Origin of the sequence: Pseudomonas sp. P179 (assembly GCF_000478485.2) — a bacterium.
GTDB classification, from domain to species: domain Bacteria; phylum Pseudomonadota; class Gammaproteobacteria; order Pseudomonadales; family Pseudomonadaceae; genus Pseudomonas; species Pseudomonas aeruginosa.
Genome location: NZ_KI517354.1, coordinates 3872329 through 3895051, shown reverse-complemented (window position 1 = coordinate 3895051; position 22723 = coordinate 3872329). Strand labels below are relative to the sequence as shown.

The following is a 22723-nucleotide window of genomic DNA, read 5'->3' as shown; positions in this document are numbered from 1 at the left end:
GCTCAGGCGTCGCTGGCCGCGGCGGTGAACAGGTAGCCGGCGCCGTGGATGGTGATGATCAGTTGCGGTTCGGCCGGGTCGTCGCGCAGCTTGCGACGCAGGCGGCCGACCAGCACGTCGATGGAGCGATCGCTGGGCAGCCACTCGCGGTTGCGGATCTGGTCCATCAACTGGTCGCGGCTCAGGGTATGCCCGCTGTTGCGCAGGAAAGCGCCGAGCAATTGGAATTCGCCATGGGTGAGCAGGGTTTCGTTGCCCGCGTGGTCGATCAGGCGGCGCCGGTCGGCGTCCAGCAGCCAGTCGCCGAACTGCCTGAGGGCCTGCCGGGCGGGGCCGGCGCTGGCCTGGGCATGGCGCACCCGGCGGATCAGGTTCTTCGCCCGCGACACCAGTTCGCGCGGGTTCAGCGGCTTGATCACGTAATCGTCGGCGCCGCACTCCAGGCCGACGATGCGATCGATCTCGTCGTTGCGCCCGGTGATCAGGATGATCCCCACCTCGGAGCGCACCCGCAGCTCGCGGGTCAGGGTCAGGCCGTCCTTGCCGGGCAGGCGGATGTCCAGCAGCACCAGCTCGACCGGCTGGCCGAGATGGGCGCACTCGGCAAGGCAGGCTTCCGCCTGCTCGGCGTTGCCGGCGCAGAGGACGTCATAGCCCTCCTCGCCGAGATAGGCCTGGAGAAGCTCACGAATCACCGGGTCGTCGTCGACCACCAATACGCGCGGAACCATCGCCATCACCTTGCGCCTCCGGCGGGCCGGGGCGTTTCTTGTTCTGGGTTGTCGGACGGTGGGCGGAAGGGGCCGGGGCGCCTTCCGCTGCCAGCAGCAGCCTATCCACTACTGAACGGACGATCAACAAGCTTCCATCGCACGCCGGAAGCGGCGATGGGCGCCCGCCTCCAGGCCATCCACCCAGGCCTCGCAAATCTGCACGCCCTGCCGCGGCGTGAAGGTCGCGGGATTCAGCCCAGACTCCAGCCACAGCCCGTCGAGCAGGGCGCTGAGGCTGATGGCCGCCAGTTCCGCATCGAAGTCCGCCCAGCCGCCCTCCTCCGCCAGTTGCCGCAGCACGCCGACCAGCAGCGCCCGGTACTCGCCATAGGAATGGTCGTGGACCCGCCCGATCGCTTCGATGCTGCCCACCGCACCCCAGAACGCCAGCCAGGCGTCGAGCAATTGCGGATCGAGCAGCTCGGCGGAGAAGGATGCCTCGAAGAACGCCGAGAGCCGCGGGCGGGCGCCGCCCGGCGCGGTGTCGATGGCACCGCGGAGCAGGCGCATGACGCGTCCGGTGACCGCCAGGTAGGCCTCGGCCACCAGCGCGTCCTTGCCATCGTAGTGGTGATTGATCAGGCCCACCGATACCCCGGCCTCGGCGCAGATCTTGCGCACCGAGGCGCCCTGGAAGCCATGCCGCTTCAGGCAGGCCAGGGTCGCCTCGATCAGCAGCGCCTTGCGCTGCTCTGGCTCCAGACGGGAAAAGCGCACTTCCTGGTTCATCCTTTCGCGGCTCCTGCTCGTCGCCCGCGACCACCGGCGGGCAGCCCCGATGATCGCAGGTTACGTGGCGCCCGTCTCACTGGCTGGCCCAGGCGTTGAAGCGCTCCTCCAGCTCCTCGCCGTGCTCGACCCAGAATTCGTCGTCCATCGCCAGGCCCTGCTCCAGGTTCGCCGGCGCGGTCGGCACCCAGCTCGCCAGTTGCGCGGGCAGGCGCTGGGCGGCCTGGCGGTTGGTCGGCCCGTAGGGAATGTTCTCGACGTAGCGCACCTGGGCATCCGGGGCATTGGCGAAGGCGATGAAGCGACGCGCCTCGGCGCCGCGCTTCGAACCCTTGACCACCGCCCAGTAGTCCATGCCGTACAGGCTGCCCTGCCATACCAGGGCCAGGTTGCGCCCCGCGCGGTGGGCGTCGGCGATGCGCCCGGTGTAGGTGGACGTCATCACCACGTCGCCGGCGGCCAGCCACTGCGCCGGCTGCGCTCCCGCCTCCCACCACTGGATGTAGGGCTTGAGCTGGCCCAGCTTGGCGAAGGCACGGTCGGCACCGGCGCGGGTCGCCAGCAGCGGATAGACCTGCTCGCGTGGCACGCCGTCGGCGAGCAGGGCGAACTCCAGGTTGTAGATCGCCCGCTTGCGCAGGCCGCGCTTGCCGGGGAAGCGCTGGACGTCCCAGAAGTCGGCCCAGGACGCCGGCGGCTGTTGCAGCCGGTCGGCGTCGTAGCCGATCGCCACGCCCCAGACCAGCGCGGCGGAACCGCATTCCTGGGCGGCATTGGCGATCAACTGCTGCTTGCCGCCGATGGCCTGCCAGTCCAGACGCTCGAACAGGCCGTCGTCGCAACCGCGCGCCAGGTCCGGCCCCTCGACCTGGACCAGGTCCCAGTCGGCGTGACCGGTGTCGGCCATCACCTTGATCCGGGCCATCTCGCCGTTGTACTCGCTCTGCACCACGGGAATCCCGGTCTGCTGCGTGAAGGGCTGGAAGAACGCCACCTCCTGGGCCTTCTGTCCGGCGCCGCCGTAGCCGACCACCACCAGGCCATCATCGGCCTGGACCGGCGCGAGGCCGCCGAACGCCAGCAGGACGGCGCCGAGCAGGACGCGGCAAGGAAAAACCGGGTGCGGACGGGCGCTGGCCGCGCGGCGCAACGGAAAGGAACGGTTCATGTGCGTCTCCTCTTGTTCTTGTTGTGGAGTGGATCGCAGCGAGCCGCCGGGAAGCGGCCACGGGACAGAAACTATCCAGTCGATTTTAAAAAAACAAGTTGATTTTTTACTGATGGTAAATTCATATCCTGTTTCTGAAGCGCGCCGCGAGAACAACAAGAAGGACGCCAACCGTGAATTTCCCGCACCTGTTCAGCCCCCTGGAAATCCGGGGCAAACGCCTGAAAAACCGCATCATGTCGAGCGGCCACGACACGTCGATGCCTACCGACAACCTGGTCAACGAGCCACTCGTCGCCTATCACCGCGCCCGGGCCCGCGGCGGCGCCGGACTGATCGTCATGCAGGTGGCGGGGGTCCACGACAGCGCGCGCTACACCTCGCACGTGCTGATGGCCACCGACGATGCCTGCATCCCCGGCTACCGGCGGGTCGCCGAGGCCTGCCACGCCGAAGGCTGTGTGGTGCTGTCGCAGATCTTCCATCCCGGGCGCGAGATCATGGAGTCCGCCGACGGCCTGCTGGCGGTGGCCTATTCCGCCTCGGCCTCGCCCAACGAACGGTTCCGGGTGATGCCGCGCGAACTCGACCAGCCGCTGATCGACGAGATCGTCGCCGGCTACGCCGCCGCCGCGCGCCGCCTGCACGAGGCAGGACTGGACGGGGTGGAGGTGGTCGCCAGCCACGGCTACCTGCCGGCGCAATTCCTCAACCCGCGGGTGAACCGCCGCAAGGATGGCTACAACGGCGACCTCGATGCCCGCCTGCGTTTCCTCCGCGAAGTGCTGGCGGCGGTGCGCGCGGCCACCTCCGAGGACTTCATCGTCGGCCTGCGCCTGTCCGCCGACGAGCGCGACCCCGAGGGTCTCAGCGAAAGCGAGTCGCTGCAGGCGGCCGAGGCGGTCCAGGGCGAGCTGGACTACCTGCACATCGTCGCCGGCACTTCGGCCTCCCTCGGCGGCGCCATCCATATCGTCCCGCCGATGGCCATCGAGCCGGCCTACCTGGCCCGCGAAGCCGGTACCTTCAAGGCGCGCCTGGCGATCCCGCTGTTCGTCACCGGGCGCATCAACCAGCCCCAGGAGGCCGAGGCCATCCTCGCCCGAGGCCAGGCCGACGTCTGCGGCATGACCCGCGCGCTGATCTGCGACCCGCAGATGCCGAACAAGGCCGAGGCCGGGCGCAGCGACGACGTGCGCGCCTGCATCGCCTGCAACCAGGCCTGCATCGGACATTTCCACCGAGGCTATCCGATCTCCTGCATCCAGCACCCGGAAACCGGCCGCGAGCTGACCTACGCAACGCCCAATCCGGCCTCGCGGCGCAAGCGCGTGCTGGTCGCCGGCGGCGGCCCGGCGGGGATGAAGGCGGCGGCGGTGGCGGCACAGCGCGGCCACGAGGTAGTGCTCTGCGAGGCCGGCGCCCAGCTCGGCGGCCAGGTCAACCTGGCGCAACTGCTGCCGCGCCGCGCGGAATTCGGCGGCGCCTCCACCAACCTGCAACGGGAGATGCAACTGGCCGGCGTCGAGGTATGCCGCAACACGCCGGTCGACCGCGCGCTGGTGGAGCGCGAACGGCCGGACCTGGTGATCGTCGCTACCGGCGCCGAACCCTATTGGCCGCCTTTCGAGCGCGGCGGCGAGCTGCAGGTGGTGGATGCCTGGCAGGTGCTGCGCGGCGAGGTGCGGGTCGGTCGTTCGGTGCTGGTCACCGACTGGCGGGGCGACTGGATCGGCCCCGGTATCGCGGAAAAGCTTGTACGCGAGGGCCACCAGGTGCGCCTGGCGGTGAACGGCACCCACTGCGGCGAGAGCCTGCCGCTGTATGTGCGCGACCAGTTGGCCGGCGAGCTGCACCGCCTGGGTATCCCGGTCACGCCCTACGCCCGCCTGTACGGCTGCGACGATACCACGGTGTACATGCAGCACAGCGCCAGCGGCGAAGCGATGCTGTTCGAGGAGGTCGATACCCTGGTGCTATGCCAGGGCCACCAGCCGGTGGACCGCCTGGCCGACAGCCTGCACGGCCTGGCGGAGGTGTTGCGGATCGGCGACTGCCTGGCCCCCCGCACCGCCGAGGAGGCGATCTACGAAGGGCTCAAGGCCGCCTGGAGCATCTGAGCGGCGCGGCCGCGGCTCCCTCGACGGGTCCCGGCCCAGCCCCTAGAATGCCGCAAACGCAGCCAGGACCCCGCCGCATGCCCCGCCCGTCACCGCCGGACGCCACCGACACGCCGCGCAGCGAAACGCACTTCCTCGGCACCCGCATCCGCGGCCTGCGCAAGCGCCGCGGCCTGACCCTGGCCGAGCTGGCCGCACAGAGCGAACTCACCGCCGGCTACATCAGCCAGTTGGAACGCAACCTGGCGTATCCGTCGATTCCGGCGCTGTTCAACATCGCCCGCAGCCTCGGCGTGACCATCCAGTGGTTCTTCGCCAGCGAGGCCGCGGTGGACCCGGCGGACGCCGGCTACGTGGTGCGGCGCAACACGCGCATGAGCGTGCATTACGAAGACGGCATCATCGACGAACTGCTCACCCCGCAGCCCAGCCGCCAGTTGGAGATCCTCCACTCGCGTTTCCCGCCGGGCACCTACAGCCAGCAGAGCTACAGCCATGAGGGCGAGGAAGCCGGCTACATCCTCAGCGGAATCTTCGAACTCTGGGTCGGCGACCGCCATTTCCAGCTCCGCGAGGGCGACAGCTTCAGCTACTCCAGCCAGGAACCGCATCGCTACGGCAACCCGGGCGACAGCGATACCCTGGTGCTCTGGGTGATCACCCCGCCGACGTTCTGAAACGGCCTGTCGCGATGCAGGGCCAGGGGAGGGCCGACGGGGCGAGCGCTACCCGCCGCGCCCGAGCAACCGCGCCAACCCCGCCAGCAGCCGCTCCAGGGCGCCCTGGTTGTTGCGCAGCACCTTCTCTCCGGCAGTGGCCATGGCCGTCGCGACCTCCGGCTGCGCCCACAGGCGCGCGAGGCCGTCGCACAGCTCGCCGGCATCCGTCACCTCGAGCAGCGCCCCGGCGTCGCGCAATTGCGCGGCGATGTCGAGGAAGTTGAACAGGTGCGGACCGGCGAACACCGGCTTGCCCAGGGCCGCCGGCTCCAGCAGGTTGTGCCCGCCGTTGGGCACCAGGCTGCCGCCGACGAAAGCGATGTCGGCCAGGGCATAGAGGAACAGCAGCTCGCCCATGGTATCGCCGAGCAGCACCTGGGTCGCGCGTGCCACCGGCTCGCCGCCGGAGCGCCGGACCGTGGCGAAGCCTTCGCGGCGGCATAGCTCGTGGACGCCGGCGAAGCGTTCCGGATGGCGCGGCACCAGGATCAGCAACGCGTCGGGACGCGTTTCCAGCAGGCGCCGGTGGGCTGCCAGGACGATCTCGTCCTCGCCGGCATGGGTGCTGGCGGCGATCCACAGCGGTCGCGCCGTCGCGTCCCATTCCTCGCGCAGGGCAGCAGCGGCCAGCGGCAGCTGCGGGTCGATGCGCAGGTCGAACTTGATCGAGCCGGTCACGCTGACGCACTCAGGACGCGCGCCGAGACGACGGAAGCGCTCGGCCTCGGCCTCGGTCTGCACGGCGACCCAGGACAGCTCGGCGAGCATCGGCCGGGTCAGCCCGGCGAAGCGCGCGTAGCCACGCGCCGAGCGCTCGGACAGGCGCGCATTGGCCAGCGCCACCGGGATCCCGCGCACGGCGCAGGCATGGATATGGTTGGGCCACAGCTCGGTTTCCATGATCACCGCCAGGCGCGGCCGCACCCGGTCGAGGAAGCGCGCCGCCGCCCAGGGCAGGTCGTAGGGCAGGTAGCAGTGCCGGACCTGCTCGCCGAACAATGCGCGGATGCGCTCCGAGCCGGTCGGGGTCATGCAGGTGACGGTGACCGGCAACTGCGGATGGCGCTCCAGCAGCGCCCGCACCATCGGCGCGGCGGCGATGCTCTCGCCCACCGAGACAGCGTGCACCCAGATGCCGCCGGGCGGCACCTCGGGCAAGGACAGGGAAAAACGCTCGCCGATGCGCTTGGCATAGGCCGGCGCCTGGCGCGCGCGCCACCACAGGCGCAACGCCACCAGCGGCAAGCCGAGGTGGAACAGCAGGGTATAGAGGGTACGGTTCATGGGCGCGCAGCTTAGCAAAACTCCCGCCGACCGGCTCAGCCGATGGCGCGCAGGTGGCGGGTGAAGGTTTCGCCGAGCCAGGCCGCCGCCGGGCCGAGCACCTCGTTGCGCCGCCAGACCAGTTCGACCACCAGCGCCGGCGGCGTCCAGTCGCTGGTCAGCTCCACCATCAGCCGGTCGTAGGTGGGGTACTGCACCACGTGCCGCGGTAGCCAGGCCCAGCCGAGGTTGCGCATCAGCAGCTCGGCCATGGAATAGAAGCTGTCCAGCCGCCAGACCTGCGGGCTGATCTGCTCGCCGCCCGGATAGCCGCTCTGCTGGGGCACGATCAAAAGTTGCCGGTGCTGTGCCAGCTCGCGGCGACTGACCCGTTGCAGCCCGGCCAGCGGGTGGCCGGCACCGCACACCGTGACCATCTCGACGCTGCCGAGGCGCCGCCGCTCCAGCGACTCAGGCATGCGCTCATGGTGGAACAGCAGGCCGAGGTCAGCCTGCTCCTCGAGCAAACGACGGGTGACGTCACCCTGGCCGCCGCTGGACACCTGCACCTCCAGACTGGGAAAGCGCTGCGCCAGCGCTTCCAGGCTGTCCAGCACCGGCTGGTAGGGCATCGCCTCGTCCTGGGCCAGGCGCAGCCGCGGCTCCTCGCCGCGCGCCAGCCCCAGCGCGCGCCCCTGCAGGCGCTCGCACTGGCGCAGCACCTCGCGCGCCTCCGCCAGCAGCACCCGGCCCTCGTCGGTCAGGCGCGGCTGGCGTCCGCTGCTGCGTTCGAACAGGGTGACGCCGAGGTCCGCCTCCAGCAGCGCGATGCCGTTGCTCACCGCCGATTGCACCCGCTTCAGTTCGCGGGCGGCGGCAGAGAACGACTGGCGCTCGGCGACGCTGACGAACAGGCGGATCTGCTCCAGGTTCCACTGCATAACCTATCTCCAATAAAGATAGGTAACGACTTTATCCCATCCGCCGGCTCCCTAGAATGGCCGCAGTTTCCGGAGGACCCCGCCATGACCAACTATCTCTACCTCGCCATCGCCATCGCCGCCGAAGTGGTCGCCACCACCTCGCTGAAAGCCGTCGCCGGATTCAGCAAGCCACTGCCGCTGCTGCTGGTGGTGGGCGGCTACGTGCTCGCCTTCAGCATGCTCGTGCTGGTCATGCGCACCCTGCCGGTCGGCGTGGTCTACGCCATCTGGTCCGGGCTCGGCATCGTCCTGGTCAGCCTGGTGGCGATGTTCGTCTACGGCCAGCGCCTGGACCCCGCCGCCCTCCTCGGCATCGGCCTGATCATCGCCGGCGTGCTGGTGATCCAGTTGTTCTCCCGCGCTTCGGGGCACTGAACGACCGTCGCGGGCGCAGGTTGTATACTGCGCCCTTTCCGTTCCCGATAAGGCAGCCCCATGCCCCAAGCCCTTTCCACCGACATCCTCATCGTTGGCGGCGGTATCGCCGGCCTCTGGCTGAACGCCCGCTTGCGCCGGGCCGGCTACGCCACCGTGCTGGTGGAAAGCGCCAGCCTCGGCGGCGGACAGAGCGTGAAGTCGCAGGGGATCATCCACGGCGGCGCCAAGTACGCCCTGCATGGTGCCCTGACCGGCGCCTCCGAAGCCATCGCCGACATGCCGCGGCGCTGGCGCGCCTGTCTCGGCAGCGACGGCGAACTCGACCTGCGGGGCGTGCGCCTGCTTTCCGAGGCGCACTACCTGTGGTCGCCGGGCGGCCTGGCCGGCAGCCTTACCAGCTTCTTCGCCAGCAAGGCTGTGCGCAGCCGGGTCGAGCAGGCCAAGGGCGAGGATTTGCCTCCGGCGCTGCGCGACAAGGGGTTCAAGGGCAAGGCCTACCGCCTCACGGAAATCGTCTTCGACGTCCCCGACCTGATTCGCCGCCTGGCGGAACTGGCCGGCGACAGCCTGCTCGCCGGCGAACGCATCGAACCGCTGCGCGAAGGCCGGGAACTGGCCGGCCTGTGCGTCGACGGCCGGGAGATCCGTGCCCAGCGCGTGGTGCTCAGCGCCGGTGCCGGCAACGAGGCGCTGCTCCGCGAACTGGGCCTGGAACAACCGGCCATGCAGCGGCGGCCGCTGCACATGGTGATGGTCAAGGCGGCGACCCTGAAACCGCTGTACGCCCACTGCCTGGGGGCCGGGCCGAAGCCACGGATCACCGTGACCACCCATCCGACCCGCGACGGCCAGTCGGTCTGGTACCTCGGCGGCGACATCGCCGAAGCCGATGGCGTGGCCCGCGACGAAGCCGCGCAGATCGCCGAAGCACGCCGCGAACTGGCAAAGCTGCTGCCCTGGATCGACCTCGGCCAGGCGCAGTGGGCCACCTTGCGGGTGGATCGCGCCGAGCCGGCACAGTCCAACCTGTTGCGCCCGGACAACGCCTTCCTCGCCGAACAGGGACGCCTGCTGGTCGGCTGGCCGACCAAGCTGGCGCTGGCCCCTGACTTCGCCGACCGGGTCTGCGCCCGCCTGGAAGAAGACGGCATCCGCCCCAGCGAACATGCCGCGCTGCCGCAACTGCCGCGTCCGCCGCTCGCCGAACCGGCCTGGGAGGTAGCCTTCGCATGATCAGGGATACCCTCCACGACCTGCACCGCCCGCTGGGCGACACCGGCCTGGCCGTTTCGCCGCTGGGCCTGGGCACCGTCAAGTTCGGCCGCGACCAGGGAGTGAAGTACCCTTCCGGCTTCACCATCCCCGACGACCGCGAAGCCGCCGACCTGCTGGCCCTGGCCCGCGACCTCGGCATCAACCTGATCGACACCGCCCCGGCCTACGGCCGCAGCGAGGAACGCCTCGGCCCGCTGCTGCGCGGCCAGCGCGAACATTGGGTGATCGTCAGCAAGGTCGGCGAAGAGTTCGTCGACGGCCAGTCAGTCTTCGACTTCTCCGCCGCGCATACCCGGCGCTCCGTCGAGCGCAGCCTGAAGCGCCTGGAGACCGACCGGATCGAGCTGGTGCTGGTGCATTCCGATGGCAACGACCTGGATATCCTCGAGAACAGCGAGGTCTACCCGACTCTCGCCGCGCTCAAGCGCGAGGGCCTGATCGGCGCCTACGGACTCTCCGGCAAGACCGTCGAAGGTGGCCTGCGCGCCCTGCGCGAGGGCGATTGCGCGATGGTCACCTACAACCTGAACGAGCGCGCCGAACGCCCGGTCATCGAGTACGCCGCGGCCCATGCCAAGGGCATCCTGGTGAAGAAGGCGCTGGCCAGCGGGCATGCCTGCCTGGGCGCCGGACAGGACCCGGTGCGCGCCAGCTTCGAACTGGTCTTCGACCAGCCGGGCGTCGCCGCCGCCATCGTCGGCACCATCAATCCGCTGCACCTGGCCCATAATGTCGCGATGGCCGCGCAAGCCCTGAAAAAGGCCTGAACCATACATCGGCTGCAACATCCGCGGGTTGACACCCGCGGTGCATTCCGCTGCCATGTTCCTCCCGAACGAGCCGTATCCTGCCTGCCGCCCTCGCCTCCGGTGGCCGGTGCATCGAACGTGAGCCTCCGTCCCGCCCCGGCGCGATGACCCGACAAGGAGCCCCGTATGCCCCGTATGCTCGCCCGCAAGGATCCGTCCGCCTTCAAGACCCTGCCGCTGCTGGTGGAGGCCTCCCCGGACGGGCTGGTCTACCAGGCCCTCGGCCTGCCGCTGAACTTCCAGCAGATGCTCGTACGCCGCCGCCGCATGGAGGTAGCCGACCCGCAGCGCTTCGTCGCCGAGCTGGCCAACCTGGGGGTCTCGGTGCGCTTGACCCTGAACTGGCAGGGCCGCGACTACTGGGTGCTGGTCCGTCAGCGCCGGCTGGACCGCGGCGATACCGTGCTCAAGCTGATCTCCGGCTACGTACCGGCCCACGAACTGAACCTGCCGCTGCTCACGGCGATCCAGGAAGTCGCCGAGGAATGCCTGGTGGAGACCGCCGGCGGCTGGCTCGGCGGGCGCTTCGGCGACACCTGGCTGCCGACGCCCTACCAGGGTTCGCTGCGCTACCGGGAGAACAGCCACTTCGTCCTCACCCCGCTGTCCGGCGCCGCCCGTCCGGTGCAAGCCGGCAGCCTGCGCTTGCTGGAGCGCCCACGCGCCTACGTACACCTGCCCACGGCCTCGCTGCAACTGGTCTACGACATGCGCCTGGAGCTGCCGCGCGATGCGCGCGAGCCGAGCCTCTACCATGTCGACGAGCGGCTCGAGAGCGGTCCGCTGGTGGCGCGTCTGGACCGTCGGCGCCCCGATCTCTACCTGCTGCCGCTGGACCAGGGGCGCCCCACCGGCGACCTGTTCACCCTGCGCAAGGGCCAGTTGCGCCCTGCGGCCACCCGCGGCCTGTGGTTGGCCGAGAGCTTTGCCGTACAGGACGGCTGGCTGGTGCATGAGGAACGCATCCGTTTCCGCGACTGGCTGGCACTGTGGCCATCCAGCAACGGCGACCAGGCCGGCGGTGGGCGCGACCGCGCCAGCGCCTGAACCGGGCGGGCTTTGCCGCCCTTTCTACTTCAACTGGCTGGAAGACTTGCCGAGCAGGCGGCGAGCGACGATGAGCAGCTGGATCTGCTGGGTGCCCTCGAAGATGTCGAGGATCTTCGAGTCCCGCGCCCACTTCTCCAACAGCTCATCCTCGGCGTAGCCGAGGGCGCCGGCCAGCTCCACGCACTTCAGGGTGATCTCGTTGGCCACCCGTCCAGCCTTGGCCTTGGCGATGGACGCTTCCTTCGAGTTGGGCAGCTTGTTGTCGGCCATCCATGCCGCCTTCAGGGTCAACAGGCGCGCTGCCTCCCACTCCGCCTCCAGGCGATAGAGAGTGGCCTCGGCGTGGCTGACGGTCAGCAGCGGCTTCCTGTAGTCGAACTTGCAGCCAGCCTTCTTCAGCAATTCGCGGGTCCGGTCCAGCGCCGCCTTGGCCACCCCGACAGCCATGCCGGCCACCAGCGGGCGGGTATTGTCGAAGGTCTCCATGACCCCGGCGAAACCCTTCTGCACGTCGACCTCGGCGTTGCCCAGCAGGTTCGCGGCCGGCACCCGGCAATCATTGAAACTGATCGAAGCGGTATCCGAAGCCTTGATCCCGAGCTTCTTCTCCAGGCGCGTCACGGTCATCCCCGGCGTGCCCTTCTCGACCACGAAGGACTTGATCGCCGCCCGCCCCAGGTTGCGGTTCAGGGTGGCCCAGACCACCACGGCATCGGCCCGCTCGCCGGAAGTGACGAAAATCTTCTCGCCGTTCAGTACATAGTGGTCGCCATCCTGGGTCGCGGTGGTGCGGATCGCCGCCGAGTCCGAGCCGCAGCCCGGCTCGGTGATCGCCATTGCCGCCCAGGTGCCGCCGAAGCGCTGCAACTGCTCCTCGTTGGCCACCGCGGCGATCGCCGCATTGCCCAGCCCCTGGCGCGGCATGGCCAGGAGCAGGCCGACGTCGCCCCAGCACAGTTCCATCACGCCGAGCAACGCCGACAGGTTGCCGCCGTTCTTGATACCCTCCTCTACCTGCTTGCCGGCGCGTTTGCTCGCCGAGGTCGCACCGACAGCCTCGGGCGAGCCGCTGTTCATGCCGTCCAGCAAGGCCGCGAGCAGGTCCAGCTCCTTCGGATAGGCGTGTTCGGCCTTGTCGTACTTGCGCGAGATCGGCCGGAAATAGTTTTCCGCGACCTGATGCGCCTGGTTGGCCAGGCTGCGGAATTTCTTCGGGGTTTCCAGGTACATGTCGATTCCTCGTTCACTCGTCGCGGCGGACCGCGCACTCGCTCGGGTTCACAGGTGCAGGCCGCCGGCCATCAGCGCTACCGCGCGCAGGTCGCGGTACCAGCGCTCGGCTGGATGCTCCTTGGTGAAGCCGTGGCCACCGAGCAGCTGCACCGCGTCGGTGCCGATCTTCATCGCCTTCTCGGCGCACAGCAGCCGCGCCAGGTAAGCCTCGCGCTGGAACGGCTGGCCGCGCTCGGCCAGGGCGCAGGCGCGCCAGACCATCAGGCGCATGGCGTCCAGTTCGATGGCGATGTCGGCGACCATGAAGGCGACCCCCTGGCGATGGCTGATCGGCTCGCCGAAGGCCTCACGCTCGTTGCAGTAGGCGATCACGTAGTCCAGCGCCGCCTGTCCGGTGCCCAGCGCCAGGGCACACCAGGCCAGGGACGCGTGATCGAGGAAGGCCCGGTAGTCGAAATGCTCGGCGGCCAGGCGGTTGTCCGCCGGCACCTTGACGCTCTTCAGGCGCAACCGGGCGGTGCCGCCGGCCTTCAGTCCCATCGCCGGCTCGGCACGTCGCTCGACGCCCTTGGCGGAGGCTTCCACCAGGAACAGCGCAGGCCCCTCGTCGGTCTTCGCCGCGACGATCAGGCGGCTGGCCTCCAGGCCGCGCAGGACCAGGCATTTCTCTCCGGAAAGCAGGTAGTGACTGCCCTTGCGCCGGGCGCGGGTCGCCAGTTTCTGCGGGTCGAACAGCAGACTCGGCTCGTTGACCGCGATGGCGGTGAGCGGCGCCCCCTCTTCGCTGACGAACGCCGGCAGCCACTGCGCCTGCTGCGAGGGGCTGCCCCAGCGGCGGATGCAGTTGGCCGCCGACAACGGCACCAGCAGGGCCGCCGCCAGCGTCAGGTCGCCCTTGGCCAGGGCCTCGGCGATAAGGGCAGTGGTCACCGTGGTGCGCTCACCGGCCATGCCGCCGTGCACCTCGCCGACCCCATAGTGGGTCAGGCCCAGCTCCAGCGCCTGGTTGAGCAGTTCCGCCGGCAGGCTGGCCTCGGCATCCGCGTCATGAGCCAGCGGACGCAACACCTCCAGGGCGAAGCCTTCGAGCATGTCCACCAGCATCTGCTGGTCGTCGGAGAACGACAGGTCGAACAACCCGTCCGGATCGGCCTTGCGCGGTCCCTTCGCCTGCTTCGCCGAACGCTCGCTGGCCAGGCGGAAGCCGGTACGGCTGCCGCTGTAGAGCAGTTTTTCGAAGGGTTTGCGAAGATTGAAGCGATCCGGCCAGTCGGCCTGGGCGACACGGTTCAGTACAGCCAGGGCACGGCCCTGTACATCGGTGCTCATGGGCATCTTGCTCCACGCAGGATGGGATGCCCGGATCATGCGCCGCCGCATGGGCAGCGCCTATGACCGTCTCGCCGAAGGGAGTTGTCAGGCCAGCCAGTCATCCGCCAGGGGCGACCGACCGGGGAAAGGCTCAGCCTTTCTGGCGGATCTTCTCGACGATGGCGGTGGTGGAGCTGTTCTCCACCAGGCCGAGCACCCGTACCTCGCCGCCGTAGGCCTTGACGATCTGCGCGCCGACCACCTGCTCGACGCCGTAATCGCCGCCCTTGACCAGCACGTCCGGACGCACCTGCTCGAGCAGGCGCTCGGGAGTGTCTTCGGCGAAGCTCACCACCCAGTCCACCGCGCCGAGCCCGGCGAGTACCGCCATGCGCCGGTCCACCGAGTTGATCGGCCGGCCAACGCCCTTCAGGCGAGTGACCGAGGCGTCGTCGTTGACCCCGACGATCAGGCGGTCGCCCTGGGCGCGCGCCTGTTCGAGGTAGGTCACGTGGCCGGCGTGAAGGATGTCGAAGCAGCCATTGGTGAAGACGATCTTCTCGCCGTGGGCGCGGGCGTCTTCGATTGCCAGCAGCAATTGCTCCAGGCCCAGCACGCCACGCTCGGAACCCTGCTCGCGCTGCACCGCGCGACGCAGTTCGGGCGCGCTGATCGCCGCGGTACCCAGCTTGCCGACCACGATGCCGGCGGCCAGGTTGGCCAGGCCCACCGCGGACGGCAGCTCCTCGCCGGCGGCAAGCGCCGCGGCCAGGGTGGAGATGACCGTATCGCCGGCACCGGTGACGTCGAACACTTCCCGCGCCCGCGCCGGCAGGTGCAGGGCCGGCTGGCCATGGCGGAGCAGGGTCATGCCATGCTCGCCGCGGGTCACCAGCAAGGCACCGAGGTCGAGTTCGCTCATCAGCGCCTGGCCCTTGGCGACCAGTTCGGCTTCGTCGGCGCAACGGCCGACGATGGTCTCGAATTCGGACAGGTTCGGGGTGATCAGGCTGGCGCCGCGATAGATGGCGAAGTCCTTGCCCTTGGGATCGGCCAGTACCGGAATGTTGCGCGCCCGCGCCGCCTGGATCAGCACCTGGTGGTTCTGTAGCGCGCCCTTGCCGTAGTCGGACAGCACCAGCACCTTGACCTTGGCCAGCAGCGACTCGACGTCCACGGCCAGGGCCGCCGCGTCGGTGCGGAACGGTTCCTCGAAGTCGACCCGCAGCAGTTGCTGGTGGCGACTCATGACCCGCAGCTTGACGATGGTCGGCTGGCTATCGATGCGCTGGAAGCGCGCGTCCACTCCAGCGGCCTTGAGGCTGTTGGCCAGGCTGTCGGCGGCCTCGTCGCGGCCGGTGACGCCGACCAGCAAGGCCTGCGCGCCCAGCGCGGCGATGTTCAGCGCGACGTTGGCGGCGCCGCCGGGGCGGTCCTCGTGCTGTTCGACGCGGACCACCGGCACCGGGGCCTCCGGCGAAATGCGCGAAGTCGCGCCATGCCAGTAGCGGTCGAGCATCACATCACCGACCACCAACACCGGGGCCTGGTCGAAACGGGGCATGGACAACTTCATGGGAACTCCAAACAACCTCTCGGGGCAGACGCCCAGTTTATCAGCCGACAGGCGCCGGCGCCTGCTCATCCAGTCCCATCGCGTGCAGCCGCGCATAATGGCCGTTCTGCGCCAGCAGCTCGGCGTGGCTGCCGCGCTCGACGATCTGCCCCTGGTCCATCACCAGGATCAGGTCGGCCTTCTCGATGGTCGACAGGCGGTGGGCGATCACCAGGGTGGTGCGCCCCTTCATCACTTCGTCCAGCGCCGCCTGGATATGCCGCTCCGACTCGGTGTCCAGCGCCGAGGTCGCCTCGTCGAGGATCAGCAGGGGCGCGTCCTTGAGCAGCGCCCGGGCGATCGCCAGACGCTGGCGCTGGCCGCCGGAAAGCAGCACGCCATTCTCGCCGACCTCGGTGTCGAAGCCTTGCGGCAGGTTGTCGATGAACTCCTTGGCGTTGGCAGCCTTCGCCGCCCGCTCGATTTCCTCGCGCGGCGCGCCAGCCAGGTCGCCGTAGGCGATGTTGTTGGCCACGCTGTCGTTGAACAGCGTGACCTGCTGGGTCACCAGGGCGATGTGGCGGCGCAGGTCGCGCAGGCGATAATCCTCGACTTCAACGCCATCAAGGAGGATCTTGCCGTCATTGTGCTGGTAAAAGCGCGGAACTAGGTTGACCAGGGTCGATTTGCCGCTACCGGAACGGCCGACCAGGGCGATCATCTGCCCGGGCTCGGCGATGAAACTGATGTCATCCAGCACCTGCTTGTCGGTTCCGGGATAACGGAAGCTCAGGTTGCGCACTTCCAGGCGCCCGCTGACCCGCTCCTTCTCGACGGTACCCTGGTCTTCCTCCGCCGCTTCGTCGAGCTGCTCGAAGATGCTCTCGGCGCCGGCGACGCCGCGCTGGACCGTGGAACTGACCTCGGAAAGCTGGCGGATCGGCTTGGGCAACAGGCCCGCCGCGGTGATATAGGCCACCAGGTCGCCGGCCGAGGCGTCCCCGCGCAGCCACAGCACGAGGAACATCAGTATCGCCATGGCGACGTAGATCACCAATTGCAGCATCGGCGTGTAGACCGCGCCGGTCTTGGTCATCCGCAACTGCTTGTCGGTATTGCTCTGGCTGGCGTCGAGGAAGCGCTTCTCTTCATAGGCTTCGCCGCCGAAGCTGCGCACTACCCGGTAGCCCTGGATGGTTTCCGAGGCGACGTGGGTGACGTCGCCCATGGCCACCTGGATCTTCTTGCTCTGCTTGCGGAACTTGCGGCTGGCGGTAGTCACCATCACCGCGATGACCGGCAGGATCGCCAGCATCACCAGGGTCAGCTTCCAGTTCATCCACAGCAGGTAGAGGAACAGGAAGACCACGGTCAGGCCCTCACGGATCACCACCTTGATGGCATCCGTGGCCGCTCCGGTGACCATGGTCACGTTGAAGGTGATGCGCGAGATCAGGTGGCCGGAGCTGTGCGTGTCGAAATAGCGGTTCGGCAGCACCAGCAGCTTGTTGAACAGGGCGACCCGCAGGTCATGCACCAGCCCCAGGGAAACCTTGGCGAGGAAGAAGTTGCCGAGGAACGAGCCCAGCCCCTGCCAGGCAGCGATCAGGATGATCAGCAACGGCACCGCGTAGACCAGGTGCAAGTCGCGCAACCAGGGCCACTGCACATTCGGAAACAATGCCGCGTCAGGATTGGAGAGGCCGTCGACGAAATACTTGAGGATGCCCGCCAGCATCGGCTGGGTCGAGGCGAAGATCAGGAAACCGACGATGCTGAGTAGGAACATTCCGATGTAGGGCTTCACGTAGCCCAACAGGCGGAAATAGATCTTGAGACTGGAAGGTCCGGGATTCTGAGGACTATCGCTCATGGTTTCTTACATGCTGAAAAGGTCCCGGAGTGTAGCACAGGACCTCCATCACTCTGCCTGGAAGGCGTGTTGGGGTAAGATGGCGGGCCGTTCGTTCAGGAGCTCGCATGCGAGTCATAGACTACCCCTCCTACTTGCAGTTGCGTGACAACGCAGAAGTGCTGGAAGCCGATGGTCATGGGGACAAGGTACTGCGTCTGCGCGACGGGTCCTTCCTCAAGCTGTTTCGCCGCAAGCGCCTGATTTCCTCCGCAGCCCTGTTCCCCTATGCGGAGCGCTTCGCCCGCAATGCCAGCGAACTGGCGCGGCGCGGCATCGTCTGCCCGAAGGTGCTGGACGTACTGCGGATCCCACATATCCAGCGCGACGCGGTGCACTACGAGCCGCTACCGGGGCAGACCCTCCGCCAACTCGACCGCAACGACCCGGAGTGCGGCGATACAGTCCGGACGCAACTGGGCGAGCTGATCGCCGCGCTGCACGCCAAGGGGGTGTACTTCCGCTCGCTGCACCTGGGCAACGTGGTGCGCACGCCGGAAGGCCGGATGGGCCTGATCGACATCGCCGACCTGCGGGTCCAGCGCTCGGCGCTCAGCGCCGCCCAACGCATTCGCAATTTCAAGCACCTGCTGCGCTACGAACAGGATCGAACCTGGTTCCTCGACGACAGCGAGCACCTGGTGCTCAAGGCCTATCTCCGCAGCAGCCAGGTCCACTGGACACTCGAGCAGCTCCTCAAGCAACTGCAACTGGATTGAGCAAGGAATGTTCGCAGCTACCCGACTGACCCGTCTTCGCCACGATACCAGCCGCATCCTCAGCCACTGGATCCTGCCGCTGGGCTGGCTGGCCCTGCTCACCGGAATGTTCTGGGTCGGCGACCGCTCCGACTACCATCGCCTCTTCTACATCCTGCTTGCAGCCCCGACGCTGCTGTACGTGATACTGCAACCGCGTCTGCTTCGCCCGCTAACGGGCTCGCCGCTGTTCATCGCCTTCCTCGCCTTCAGCAGCTACATGATGCTGAGCCTGTCCTGGTCGGCCCCCGAGAACTCCACCGGCTCGCTGCTCAAGCGCCCCCTGTACATCGCCCTCCTGTTCTTCTGCGCCGCCATCCTGGCGCTCGAAGCTCCCCTCCGCCTCAAGACCGCGACCTGGCTGGCAGCCCTTGGCGCGGTGATCTCCGCGGCAGCCACCTTGCTGCAATACTACTGGGACGCCAACCCGCTGCGCCTTACCGGTTATGGCGCTCTCTATAACCCATTACTGAGCGCCCATGTCTATGGCGCCTTCACGGCACTCTGGCTGGCCTATTGGATGCAATCCCGCCCCATCCTGGCCCCCTTGCCACTGATATCTCTGGCGCTGCTCGGTGGCCTTCTTATCGCGACCGGTTCACGTACTCCCCTGGTAGGGCTCACAGCGGCCCTTATGTGGCTGGTCCTGGCCGGAGACAGGAAAAAAGCCCTCATCGCCCTGGCACTCGCCCTGGCTGGAGCGCTACTGGGCTACATCCTGTACCCGGAAGTGATCACCCAGAGAGGGGCATCGTTCCGCCCGGAAATCTGGGCCGACGCCCTACGCCAGATCAGCGAGCATCCATGGCTCGGACACGGCTACGATCATCCGATGCGAATCGTCCTGAGCAACGGCATGCTGCTCGCCGACCCGCACAACATCGAACTGGGTGTGCTTTTCGCTGGAGGGATCATCGGGCTCCTGCTGTGGGTGGCGATCTACGCACTGGCCTTCGGCTTCTCCTGGAAAAACCGGAAGTCTCCAGCGGTTCTGCTAGCCTCGACCTGGCTGGTGTTCGGCCTGGCAGCCGGACTCACGGAGGGCAACGCCTTCCTGCCCCGTCCCAAGGAACACTGGTTCCTGATCTGGATTCCCATGGCGCTGCTGTATGCGCTGTGGATCCAGCAAAGGTTCGCCGCCAGCAGGCGCGGTGAGGATATCGCCGCGCCTTGAGTGCGGCGATATCAGCGATCAGGAGAAAAACAGCCGCGCAATGCCGCGGAAGGTCTTCTCGTTCCAGTACTTCAGCGGCAAGCCGGAGAGCAGCTCCCGGGCCAGTACCTTGTCCCGGTTCGAGCACTTGAGGAACATCGAATTGCGGAAGCGCATGATCACCTGCTCGTAATCGGGGTGATCGCTGAACTGGCTGTACGTCTTGAATACGTTGTCCACCATGAAACGGGCGTTCTTGTACGTATTGGTGGGATGCTTGCGGTACTGGGCGAGGACCTCGCCAAGAATGTCGATGACGTAGCCAGCCTTGGTCACCGCCAGTTCGATATAGACATCTTCCAGGCGTATGTCCGGATCGAAACCGCCGACCTTCTCCAGGGCTTCCCGCCGGAACATCAAGGTGGGCGCCATCGGGCCCGGCTTGCGGTCCAGGAACAGGTCATCGAAGTCGAGACGGCGGAAAGGCAGGTCGCGTTTGCGCTGCTCCTTTCCCGGCATGACCCGGCCATTGGAGTCGATGATCTCGATATTGCCCGCGCAGATACCTACCTCGGGCTTGTCCCACATGTGTGCCACCTGTTTCTCCAGGCGTTGCGGCAACATGATGTCGTCCGAACCGAAAGGCACGATGAGATTTCCCCGGGCCCTGGCGATCGCCTCGTTGAGCGTTCTCGACAGTCCCTGGTTCTGCTGGACCCTGAGGTCGAAGCCGTACTTCGCCTGGAGCCCGCGCAAAAGCTCGACGCTGCCATCGCTGGAACCATCGTCCACCACCAGCAGTTCCACGTTGCGGTATGTCTGCGCAGCCACGCTGGCAATGCTCGCTTCTATGTACTTTTCGTGGTTATAGGAAGCGATGATCACGGAAACCAATGGCTGCGAACCATCATCGACGAGCGCCATAACTACAACCTTACCTGTCCTTCACGTCCCCATTCAAAGCGCCAGACATGCATGAGCGATCCTGCGATCTTCATCGGTCCTACACCTCCCCCCAGCCCGGAAAAACAAGCTGAACAATAGCAAACACGCCTGAAGCCCCAGCTCTTTTCGGCTGCTACTCTCAGGTAAAAATACGTCGCCAGGTCTTCTCCAGCCATCCGGGACGCTCCGGCTCGCGCAACGCGGGCCGCATGGCCTCGACGATACTCTGACCGACAGCGGCGAAGCTGAATCGTTCGATGGCCAGCGCCTGGCCGCTTCGCGCGATCCGCTCGGCGAGGGCCGTATCGAGGCGCAGGATCGCGAGCTTTTCCTGGATGTCCGCCACCGAGCGATACAGCACGATATTCTCCATGTCCCGGAAACCCAAGGCCTCGTTTTCCCGCTCGCCCTGGTCGTAGGCCAGCAGTACGCAACCGCAGGCCATCGCCTCGAAATTCTTGATCATGTATTCGCCCATGCCGACATCCGCGCTGACGAAGAAACGGATGCGGTTGAGCGTGCGCAGGTACTCCTCGCCGGACTTGGTCTTGGTCACCAGCAGGTTCTCCACTCCGCCCAACTCGTCGAGCAGCGCCTTGCGTCCACTGTAGGCCACGCTGCCGGTACTGTCGACGAAGCCCAGCTCGATATCGCGCGCCAGGCCCAGGTCATGCAACAGGGTCTGGTCGTAGCCCTTGGGCACGAATACCGCGTCGAATCCCTCCTGGCGCAGGCGTTCGCTGACCGTATGGCCCGAACTGATCACCCGTGCCCAGGGCAGGCGCCGGTAATGGGCGCTGAACTTGCCGGTGTACTTGCAGGGAATGTAGTTCTGGTAGGCATCGTGCTCGAGGATCACCAGGTTGGGCACGCTGCGGATGAAGCGGACCTGGCGCATTTCCTTCTTGAAACGGAGGAAGAACAGGATGCGGTCGTAGCGCGAGACATCCACGTGCTTGCGGAAGTAGCCGCGCAGGTCGGCCTGCTCCTCGCTGCTCAGCCAGCGGGTATCGCACTCGCAATGGGCGGCGATGCCGTCGTACAGGCGATCCAGGATCGCGCGCTGCTCTTTCTGGACCAGAAACAGAACTTTCATCAGACCTTCATCCTCGCGGCTGCTCCGAAGCAGCATGGCGGCTCGAACCTTGCCGAACGCTCGACCCAAGCATCACGCCTCCCCATCCAGCGACTCCACCCAGAACAACTCGTGCCGACGCACCGCCTTGCGCATGAACTCGTCCTCGCCGTAAGCCGGCCAGCGACGCCCGGCGAGCCAGCCCTGCAGACGGCGGCGCAGACGGCGCTTGAACGGCGGCCTGGGTTGCAGGTCGTGCATCATGCCCAAGGCCATGGCCTTGTCCACCTGGCGCGTGCGCTCCAGCGCCAGCGTCCATGGCAGCACCGGCGAGCATTCTTCGGTCAGCGGTGGCAGGCTGACCCCCATGTGCGCATCGCCCATCGGCCAGCGATCGTTGTCGTGCAGGTGATTGGCATAGTGCAACAATGCCTGCGGCTGCCAGTCCAGGCCCTGGAGCGCCTCGCGCACAGCCTCCTGGGCGCGGACATGGTCCGGGTGCGGATCGAAATGCGGATGAGGCAGGACGATGACCTCGGGACGTGCCAGCAGGATCAGCTCGCGGAGATCGGCCAGCAGATTGTTCCAGGTCGACAGGCCGTCGGCATCGCTGGCCAGGCGCAGGCGGTTGAACTGGCGGAACGGACGGATATCGGCGAGATCGGCCTCACGGGACGGCACCACCTCGCCCGGGTTCGCCTGCATGGCAGGCAATTGCAGGCAGAAATAACCCAGTTGCACGCAGCGCTCGGCCGGCACCCCACCCCACGTCGGCACGGCCTGGCTATCCCAGGCGCGCAGGCGGCCCTTCAGGCGCGCCGCAGCTATTCCGTCGAGGCCCATGCGGCGGTAATGCTCGGTTTCGATCTCGCCGGCGGTCAGGGTCACGATCCAGGCCTCGCGAGCCTGGCTGTAGAGGCCGAAGGCGGCCAGCTCGGCGTCGTCGGCATGCGGAGCGATGACCATCACCCGCCGATCACGGTAGTCGGGATGGCGCGCACGCCACAGGGTCGGTTCGCCGACCAGCCGGCAATGCCGGCCGCGCAGGCGAATCCGGCCCTCGCCCAGCGGCCCGGCCAGTCCCGTCAGGTTCAGGTAGCGCAAGCCGTTCACCCCACGTTCGAAAGCCTGGGCATCGGCCTCCGCGCCACCTTCCAGCAGCACCGAGGGTTCGAGGAAGCGCCCCAGCCAGCCAGCGCGCACGCCGATGCCAAGCACCAGCGTATCGCCTTCGCGCAACTCGCCGTCGACTCGCAGACGGCCATCCGCCAGGCGTACCGGCAGCGACTCGACCCCTTCCGCGAAACGGTAGCGGTAGTCCTCGCCCGACGAATAGAACAGGTGATCGGCGAACCAGGCTTCGTGGGCGACCCACAGGGCCACGAGGAGGATCGGCAACAACCAGGGGCTGACCAGCAGACCGACGGCCAGCAATGCCAGCAGCGCAACCAGTAGGCCGATCCGCTTGTTGCGTCGATGACGCTTGAGCAACTGCTGCTTGCGTGCGCTCATGC

The 22723-nt window shown here is 67.4% G+C and carries 20 protein-coding genes; 8 read left to right on the top strand and 12 right to left on the bottom strand.

Going from position 1 to position 22723, the window contains the following annotated elements; genetic code table 11:
* Positions 1-2: 2 nt before the first annotated feature.
* From aruR to HMPREF1224_RS30390, 3 genes are all read right to left on the bottom strand, one after another.
* The gene (aruR, locus tag HMPREF1224_RS30400; RefSeq protein ID WP_003095718.1) at positions 3-737 is read right to left on the bottom strand and encodes a two-component system response regulator AruR; all 735 of its coding nucleotides are present in this window, start codon (positions 735-737) and stop codon (positions 3-5) included.
* A 117-nt stretch (positions 738-854) separates the two neighbouring features.
* The gene (locus HMPREF1224_RS30395; protein WP_003114535.1) at positions 855-1502 is read right to left on the bottom strand and encodes a TetR family transcriptional regulator C-terminal domain-containing protein; all 648 of its coding nucleotides are present in this window, start codon (positions 1500-1502) and stop codon (positions 855-857) included.
* 76 nt (positions 1503-1578) lie between these two features.
* Entirely contained in the window at positions 1579-2670 is a 1092-nt protein-coding gene (locus tag HMPREF1224_RS30390) for an ABC transporter substrate-binding protein (RefSeq protein ID WP_003114536.1), read from the bottom strand.
* 173 nt (positions 2671-2843) lie between these two features.
* Between HMPREF1224_RS30390 and HMPREF1224_RS30385 the strand changes: the two genes are divergently transcribed.
* Together HMPREF1224_RS30385 and HMPREF1224_RS30380 are read left to right on the top strand one after the other, a co-directional pair.
* Positions 2844-4790, top strand: coding sequence for an oxidoreductase (locus HMPREF1224_RS30385; protein WP_010793700.1), 1947 nt, complete (start codon positions 2844-2846; stop codon positions 4788-4790).
* 77 nt (positions 4791-4867) lie between these two features.
* Positions 4868-5467 (top strand): helix-turn-helix domain-containing protein, encoded by a 600-nt coding sequence (locus tag HMPREF1224_RS30380; protein WP_003095727.1) that lies wholly within the window; start codon positions 4868-4870, stop codon positions 5465-5467.
* Between the two features lie 48 nt (positions 5468-5515).
* On the opposite strand, the gene waaA is transcribed toward HMPREF1224_RS30380, so the two are convergent.
* Entirely contained in the window at positions 5516-6793 is a 1278-nt protein-coding gene (waaA, locus tag HMPREF1224_RS30375; protein ID WP_010793699.1) for a lipid IV(A) 3-deoxy-D-manno-octulosonic acid transferase, read from the bottom strand.
* 35 nt (positions 6794-6828) lie between these two features.
* Positions 6829-7713 (bottom strand): LysR family transcriptional regulator, encoded by an 885-nt coding sequence (locus tag HMPREF1224_RS30370; protein ID WP_003114539.1) that lies wholly within the window; start codon positions 7711-7713, stop codon positions 6829-6831.
* Between the two features lie 84 nt (positions 7714-7797).
* Here HMPREF1224_RS30370 and HMPREF1224_RS30365 point away from each other — a divergent pair, with 84 nt between their 5' ends.
* The 4 genes from HMPREF1224_RS30365 to HMPREF1224_RS30350 all read left to right on the top strand — a co-directional run bounded on the left by HMPREF1224_RS30365 (position 7798) and on the right by HMPREF1224_RS30350 (position 11264).
* The gene (locus HMPREF1224_RS30365) at positions 7798-8130 is read left to right on the top strand and encodes a DMT family transporter (RefSeq protein ID WP_003095735.1); all 333 of its coding nucleotides are present in this window, start codon (positions 7798-7800) and stop codon (positions 8128-8130) included.
* Positions 8131-8190: 60 nt separating this feature from the next.
* The gene (locus HMPREF1224_RS30360; RefSeq protein WP_003109889.1) at positions 8191-9366 is read left to right on the top strand and encodes an NAD(P)/FAD-dependent oxidoreductase; all 1176 of its coding nucleotides are present in this window, start codon (positions 8191-8193) and stop codon (positions 9364-9366) included.
* Complete coding sequence (locus HMPREF1224_RS30355; protein WP_003114541.1) at positions 9363-10175, top strand: aldo/keto reductase; 813 nt, start codon at positions 9363-9365, stop codon at positions 10173-10175. Before HMPREF1224_RS30360 ends, HMPREF1224_RS30355 begins: the two co-directional genes overlap by 4 nt.
* Before the next feature lie 168 nt (positions 10176-10343).
* Positions 10344-11264 (top strand): hypothetical protein, encoded by a 921-nt coding sequence (locus tag HMPREF1224_RS30350; protein ID WP_003114542.1) that lies wholly within the window; start codon positions 10344-10346, stop codon positions 11262-11264.
* Positions 11265-11288: 24 nt separating this feature from the next.
* On the opposite strand, the gene HMPREF1224_RS30345 is transcribed toward HMPREF1224_RS30350, so the two are convergent.
* From HMPREF1224_RS30345 to msbA, 4 genes are all read right to left on the bottom strand, one after another.
* Entirely contained in the window at positions 11289-12497 is a 1209-nt protein-coding gene (locus HMPREF1224_RS30345) for an acyl-CoA dehydrogenase family protein (RefSeq protein WP_003095742.1), read from the bottom strand.
* A 48-nt stretch (positions 12498-12545) separates the two neighbouring features.
* Positions 12546-13835 carry an acyl-CoA dehydrogenase family protein gene (locus tag HMPREF1224_RS30340; RefSeq protein WP_003123588.1) on the bottom strand — a complete coding sequence of 430 codons (1290 nt, stop codon included), beginning with the start codon at positions 13833-13835 and terminating at the stop codon, positions 12546-12548.
* A 127-nt stretch (positions 13836-13962) separates the two neighbouring features.
* Entirely contained in the window at positions 13963-15387 is a 1425-nt protein-coding gene (gene hldE / locus HMPREF1224_RS30335; protein ID WP_003095747.1) for a bifunctional D-glycero-beta-D-manno-heptose-7-phosphate kinase/D-glycero-beta-D-manno-heptose 1-phosphate adenylyltransferase HldE, read from the bottom strand.
* Positions 15388-15427: 40 nt separating this feature from the next.
* Positions 15428-17239, bottom strand: a complete 1812-nt coding sequence (msbA, locus tag HMPREF1224_RS30330; protein WP_010793698.1) for a lipid A export permease/ATP-binding protein MsbA — start codon at positions 17237-17239, stop codon at positions 15428-15430.
* Positions 17240-17346: 107 nt separating this feature from the next.
* Here msbA and HMPREF1224_RS30325 point away from each other — a divergent pair, with 107 nt between their 5' ends.
* Positions 17347-17997 carry a BUD32 family EKC/KEOPS complex subunit gene (locus HMPREF1224_RS30325; protein WP_003109893.1) on the top strand — a complete coding sequence of 217 codons (651 nt, stop codon included), beginning with the start codon at positions 17347-17349 and terminating at the stop codon, positions 17995-17997.
* A 7-nt stretch (positions 17998-18004) separates the two neighbouring features.
* Complete coding sequence (waaL, locus tag HMPREF1224_RS30320) at positions 18005-19210, top strand: O-antigen ligase WaaL (RefSeq protein WP_003457495.1); 1206 nt, start codon at positions 18005-18007, stop codon at positions 19208-19210.
* An 18-nt stretch (positions 19211-19228) separates the two neighbouring features.
* Here waaL and wapR read toward each other — a convergent pair whose 3' ends face one another.
* The 3 genes from wapR to HMPREF1224_RS30305 all read right to left on the bottom strand — a co-directional run bounded on the left by wapR (position 19229) and on the right by HMPREF1224_RS30305 (position 22721).
* The gene (gene wapR, locus HMPREF1224_RS30315; protein ID WP_003116152.1) at positions 19229-20113 is read right to left on the bottom strand and encodes an alpha-1,3-rhamnosyltransferase; all 885 of its coding nucleotides are present in this window, start codon (positions 20111-20113) and stop codon (positions 19229-19231) included.
* 160 nt (positions 20114-20273) lie between these two features.
* Positions 20274-21230: a glycosyltransferase gene (locus tag HMPREF1224_RS30310; protein ID WP_010793697.1), complete on the bottom strand. Its 957-nt coding sequence runs from the start codon at positions 21228-21230 to the stop codon at positions 20274-20276.
* Positions 21231-21302: 72 nt separating this feature from the next.
* A complete protein-coding gene (locus tag HMPREF1224_RS30305) occupies positions 21303-22721 on the bottom strand; it encodes a PIG-L deacetylase family protein (protein ID WP_010793696.1) in 1419 nt (472 codons plus the stop codon).
* Positions 22722-22723 lie beyond the last annotated feature (2 nt).

Bases quoted from the DNA above. Each gene is read 5' to 3' on its own strand.
- aruR (WP_003095718.1), bottom strand. From the start codon at position 737: ATGGCGATGGTTCCGCGCGTATTGGTGGTCGACGACGACCCGGTGATT.
- HMPREF1224_RS30395 (WP_003114535.1), bottom strand. From the start codon at position 1,502: ATGAACCAGGAAGTGCGCTTTTCCCGTCTGGAGCCAGAGCAGCGCAAG.
- HMPREF1224_RS30390 (WP_003114536.1), bottom strand. From the start codon at position 2,670: ATGAACCGTTCCTTTCCGTTGCGCCGCGCGGCCAGCGCCCGTCCGCAC.
- HMPREF1224_RS30380 (WP_003095727.1), top strand. From the start codon at position 4,868: ATGCCCCGCCCGTCACCGCCGGACGCCACCGACACGCCGCGCAGCGAA.
- waaA (WP_010793699.1), bottom strand. From the start codon at position 6,793: ATGAACCGTACCCTCTATACCCTGCTGTTCCACCTCGGCTTGCCGCTG.
- HMPREF1224_RS30370 (WP_003114539.1), bottom strand. From the start codon at position 7,713: ATGCAGTGGAACCTGGAGCAGATCCGCCTGTTCGTCAGCGTCGCCGAG.
- HMPREF1224_RS30365 (WP_003095735.1), top strand. From the start codon at position 7,798: ATGACCAACTATCTCTACCTCGCCATCGCCATCGCCGCCGAAGTGGTC.
- HMPREF1224_RS30360 (WP_003109889.1), top strand. From the start codon at position 8,191: ATGCCCCAAGCCCTTTCCACCGACATCCTCATCGTTGGCGGCGGTATC.
- HMPREF1224_RS30355 (WP_003114541.1), top strand. From the start codon at position 9,363: ATGATCAGGGATACCCTCCACGACCTGCACCGCCCGCTGGGCGACACC.
- HMPREF1224_RS30350 (WP_003114542.1), top strand. From the start codon at position 10,344: ATGCCCCGTATGCTCGCCCGCAAGGATCCGTCCGCCTTCAAGACCCTG.
- HMPREF1224_RS30345 (WP_003095742.1), bottom strand. From the start codon at position 12,497: ATGTACCTGGAAACCCCGAAGAAATTCCGCAGCCTGGCCAACCAGGCG.
- HMPREF1224_RS30340 (WP_003123588.1), bottom strand. From the start codon at position 13,835: ATGCCCATGAGCACCGATGTACAGGGCCGTGCCCTGGCTGTACTGAAC.
- hldE (WP_003095747.1), bottom strand. From the start codon at position 15,387: ATGAAGTTGTCCATGCCCCGTTTCGACCAGGCCCCGGTGTTGGTGGTC.
- msbA (WP_010793698.1), bottom strand. From the start codon at position 17,239: ATGAGCGATAGTCCTCAGAATCCCGGACCTTCCAGTCTCAAGATCTAT.
- HMPREF1224_RS30325 (WP_003109893.1), top strand. From the start codon at position 17,347: ATGCGAGTCATAGACTACCCCTCCTACTTGCAGTTGCGTGACAACGCA.
- waaL (WP_003457495.1), top strand. From the start codon at position 18,005: ATGTTCGCAGCTACCCGACTGACCCGTCTTCGCCACGATACCAGCCGC.
- wapR (WP_003116152.1), bottom strand. From the start codon at position 20,113: ATGGCGCTCGTCGATGATGGTTCGCAGCCATTGGTTTCCGTGATCATC.
- HMPREF1224_RS30310 (WP_010793697.1), bottom strand. From the start codon at position 21,230: ATGAAAGTTCTGTTTCTGGTCCAGAAAGAGCAGCGCGCGATCCTGGAT.
- HMPREF1224_RS30305 (WP_010793696.1), bottom strand. From the start codon at position 22,721: ATGAGCGCACGCAAGCAGCAGTTGCTCAAGCGTCATCGACGCAACAAG.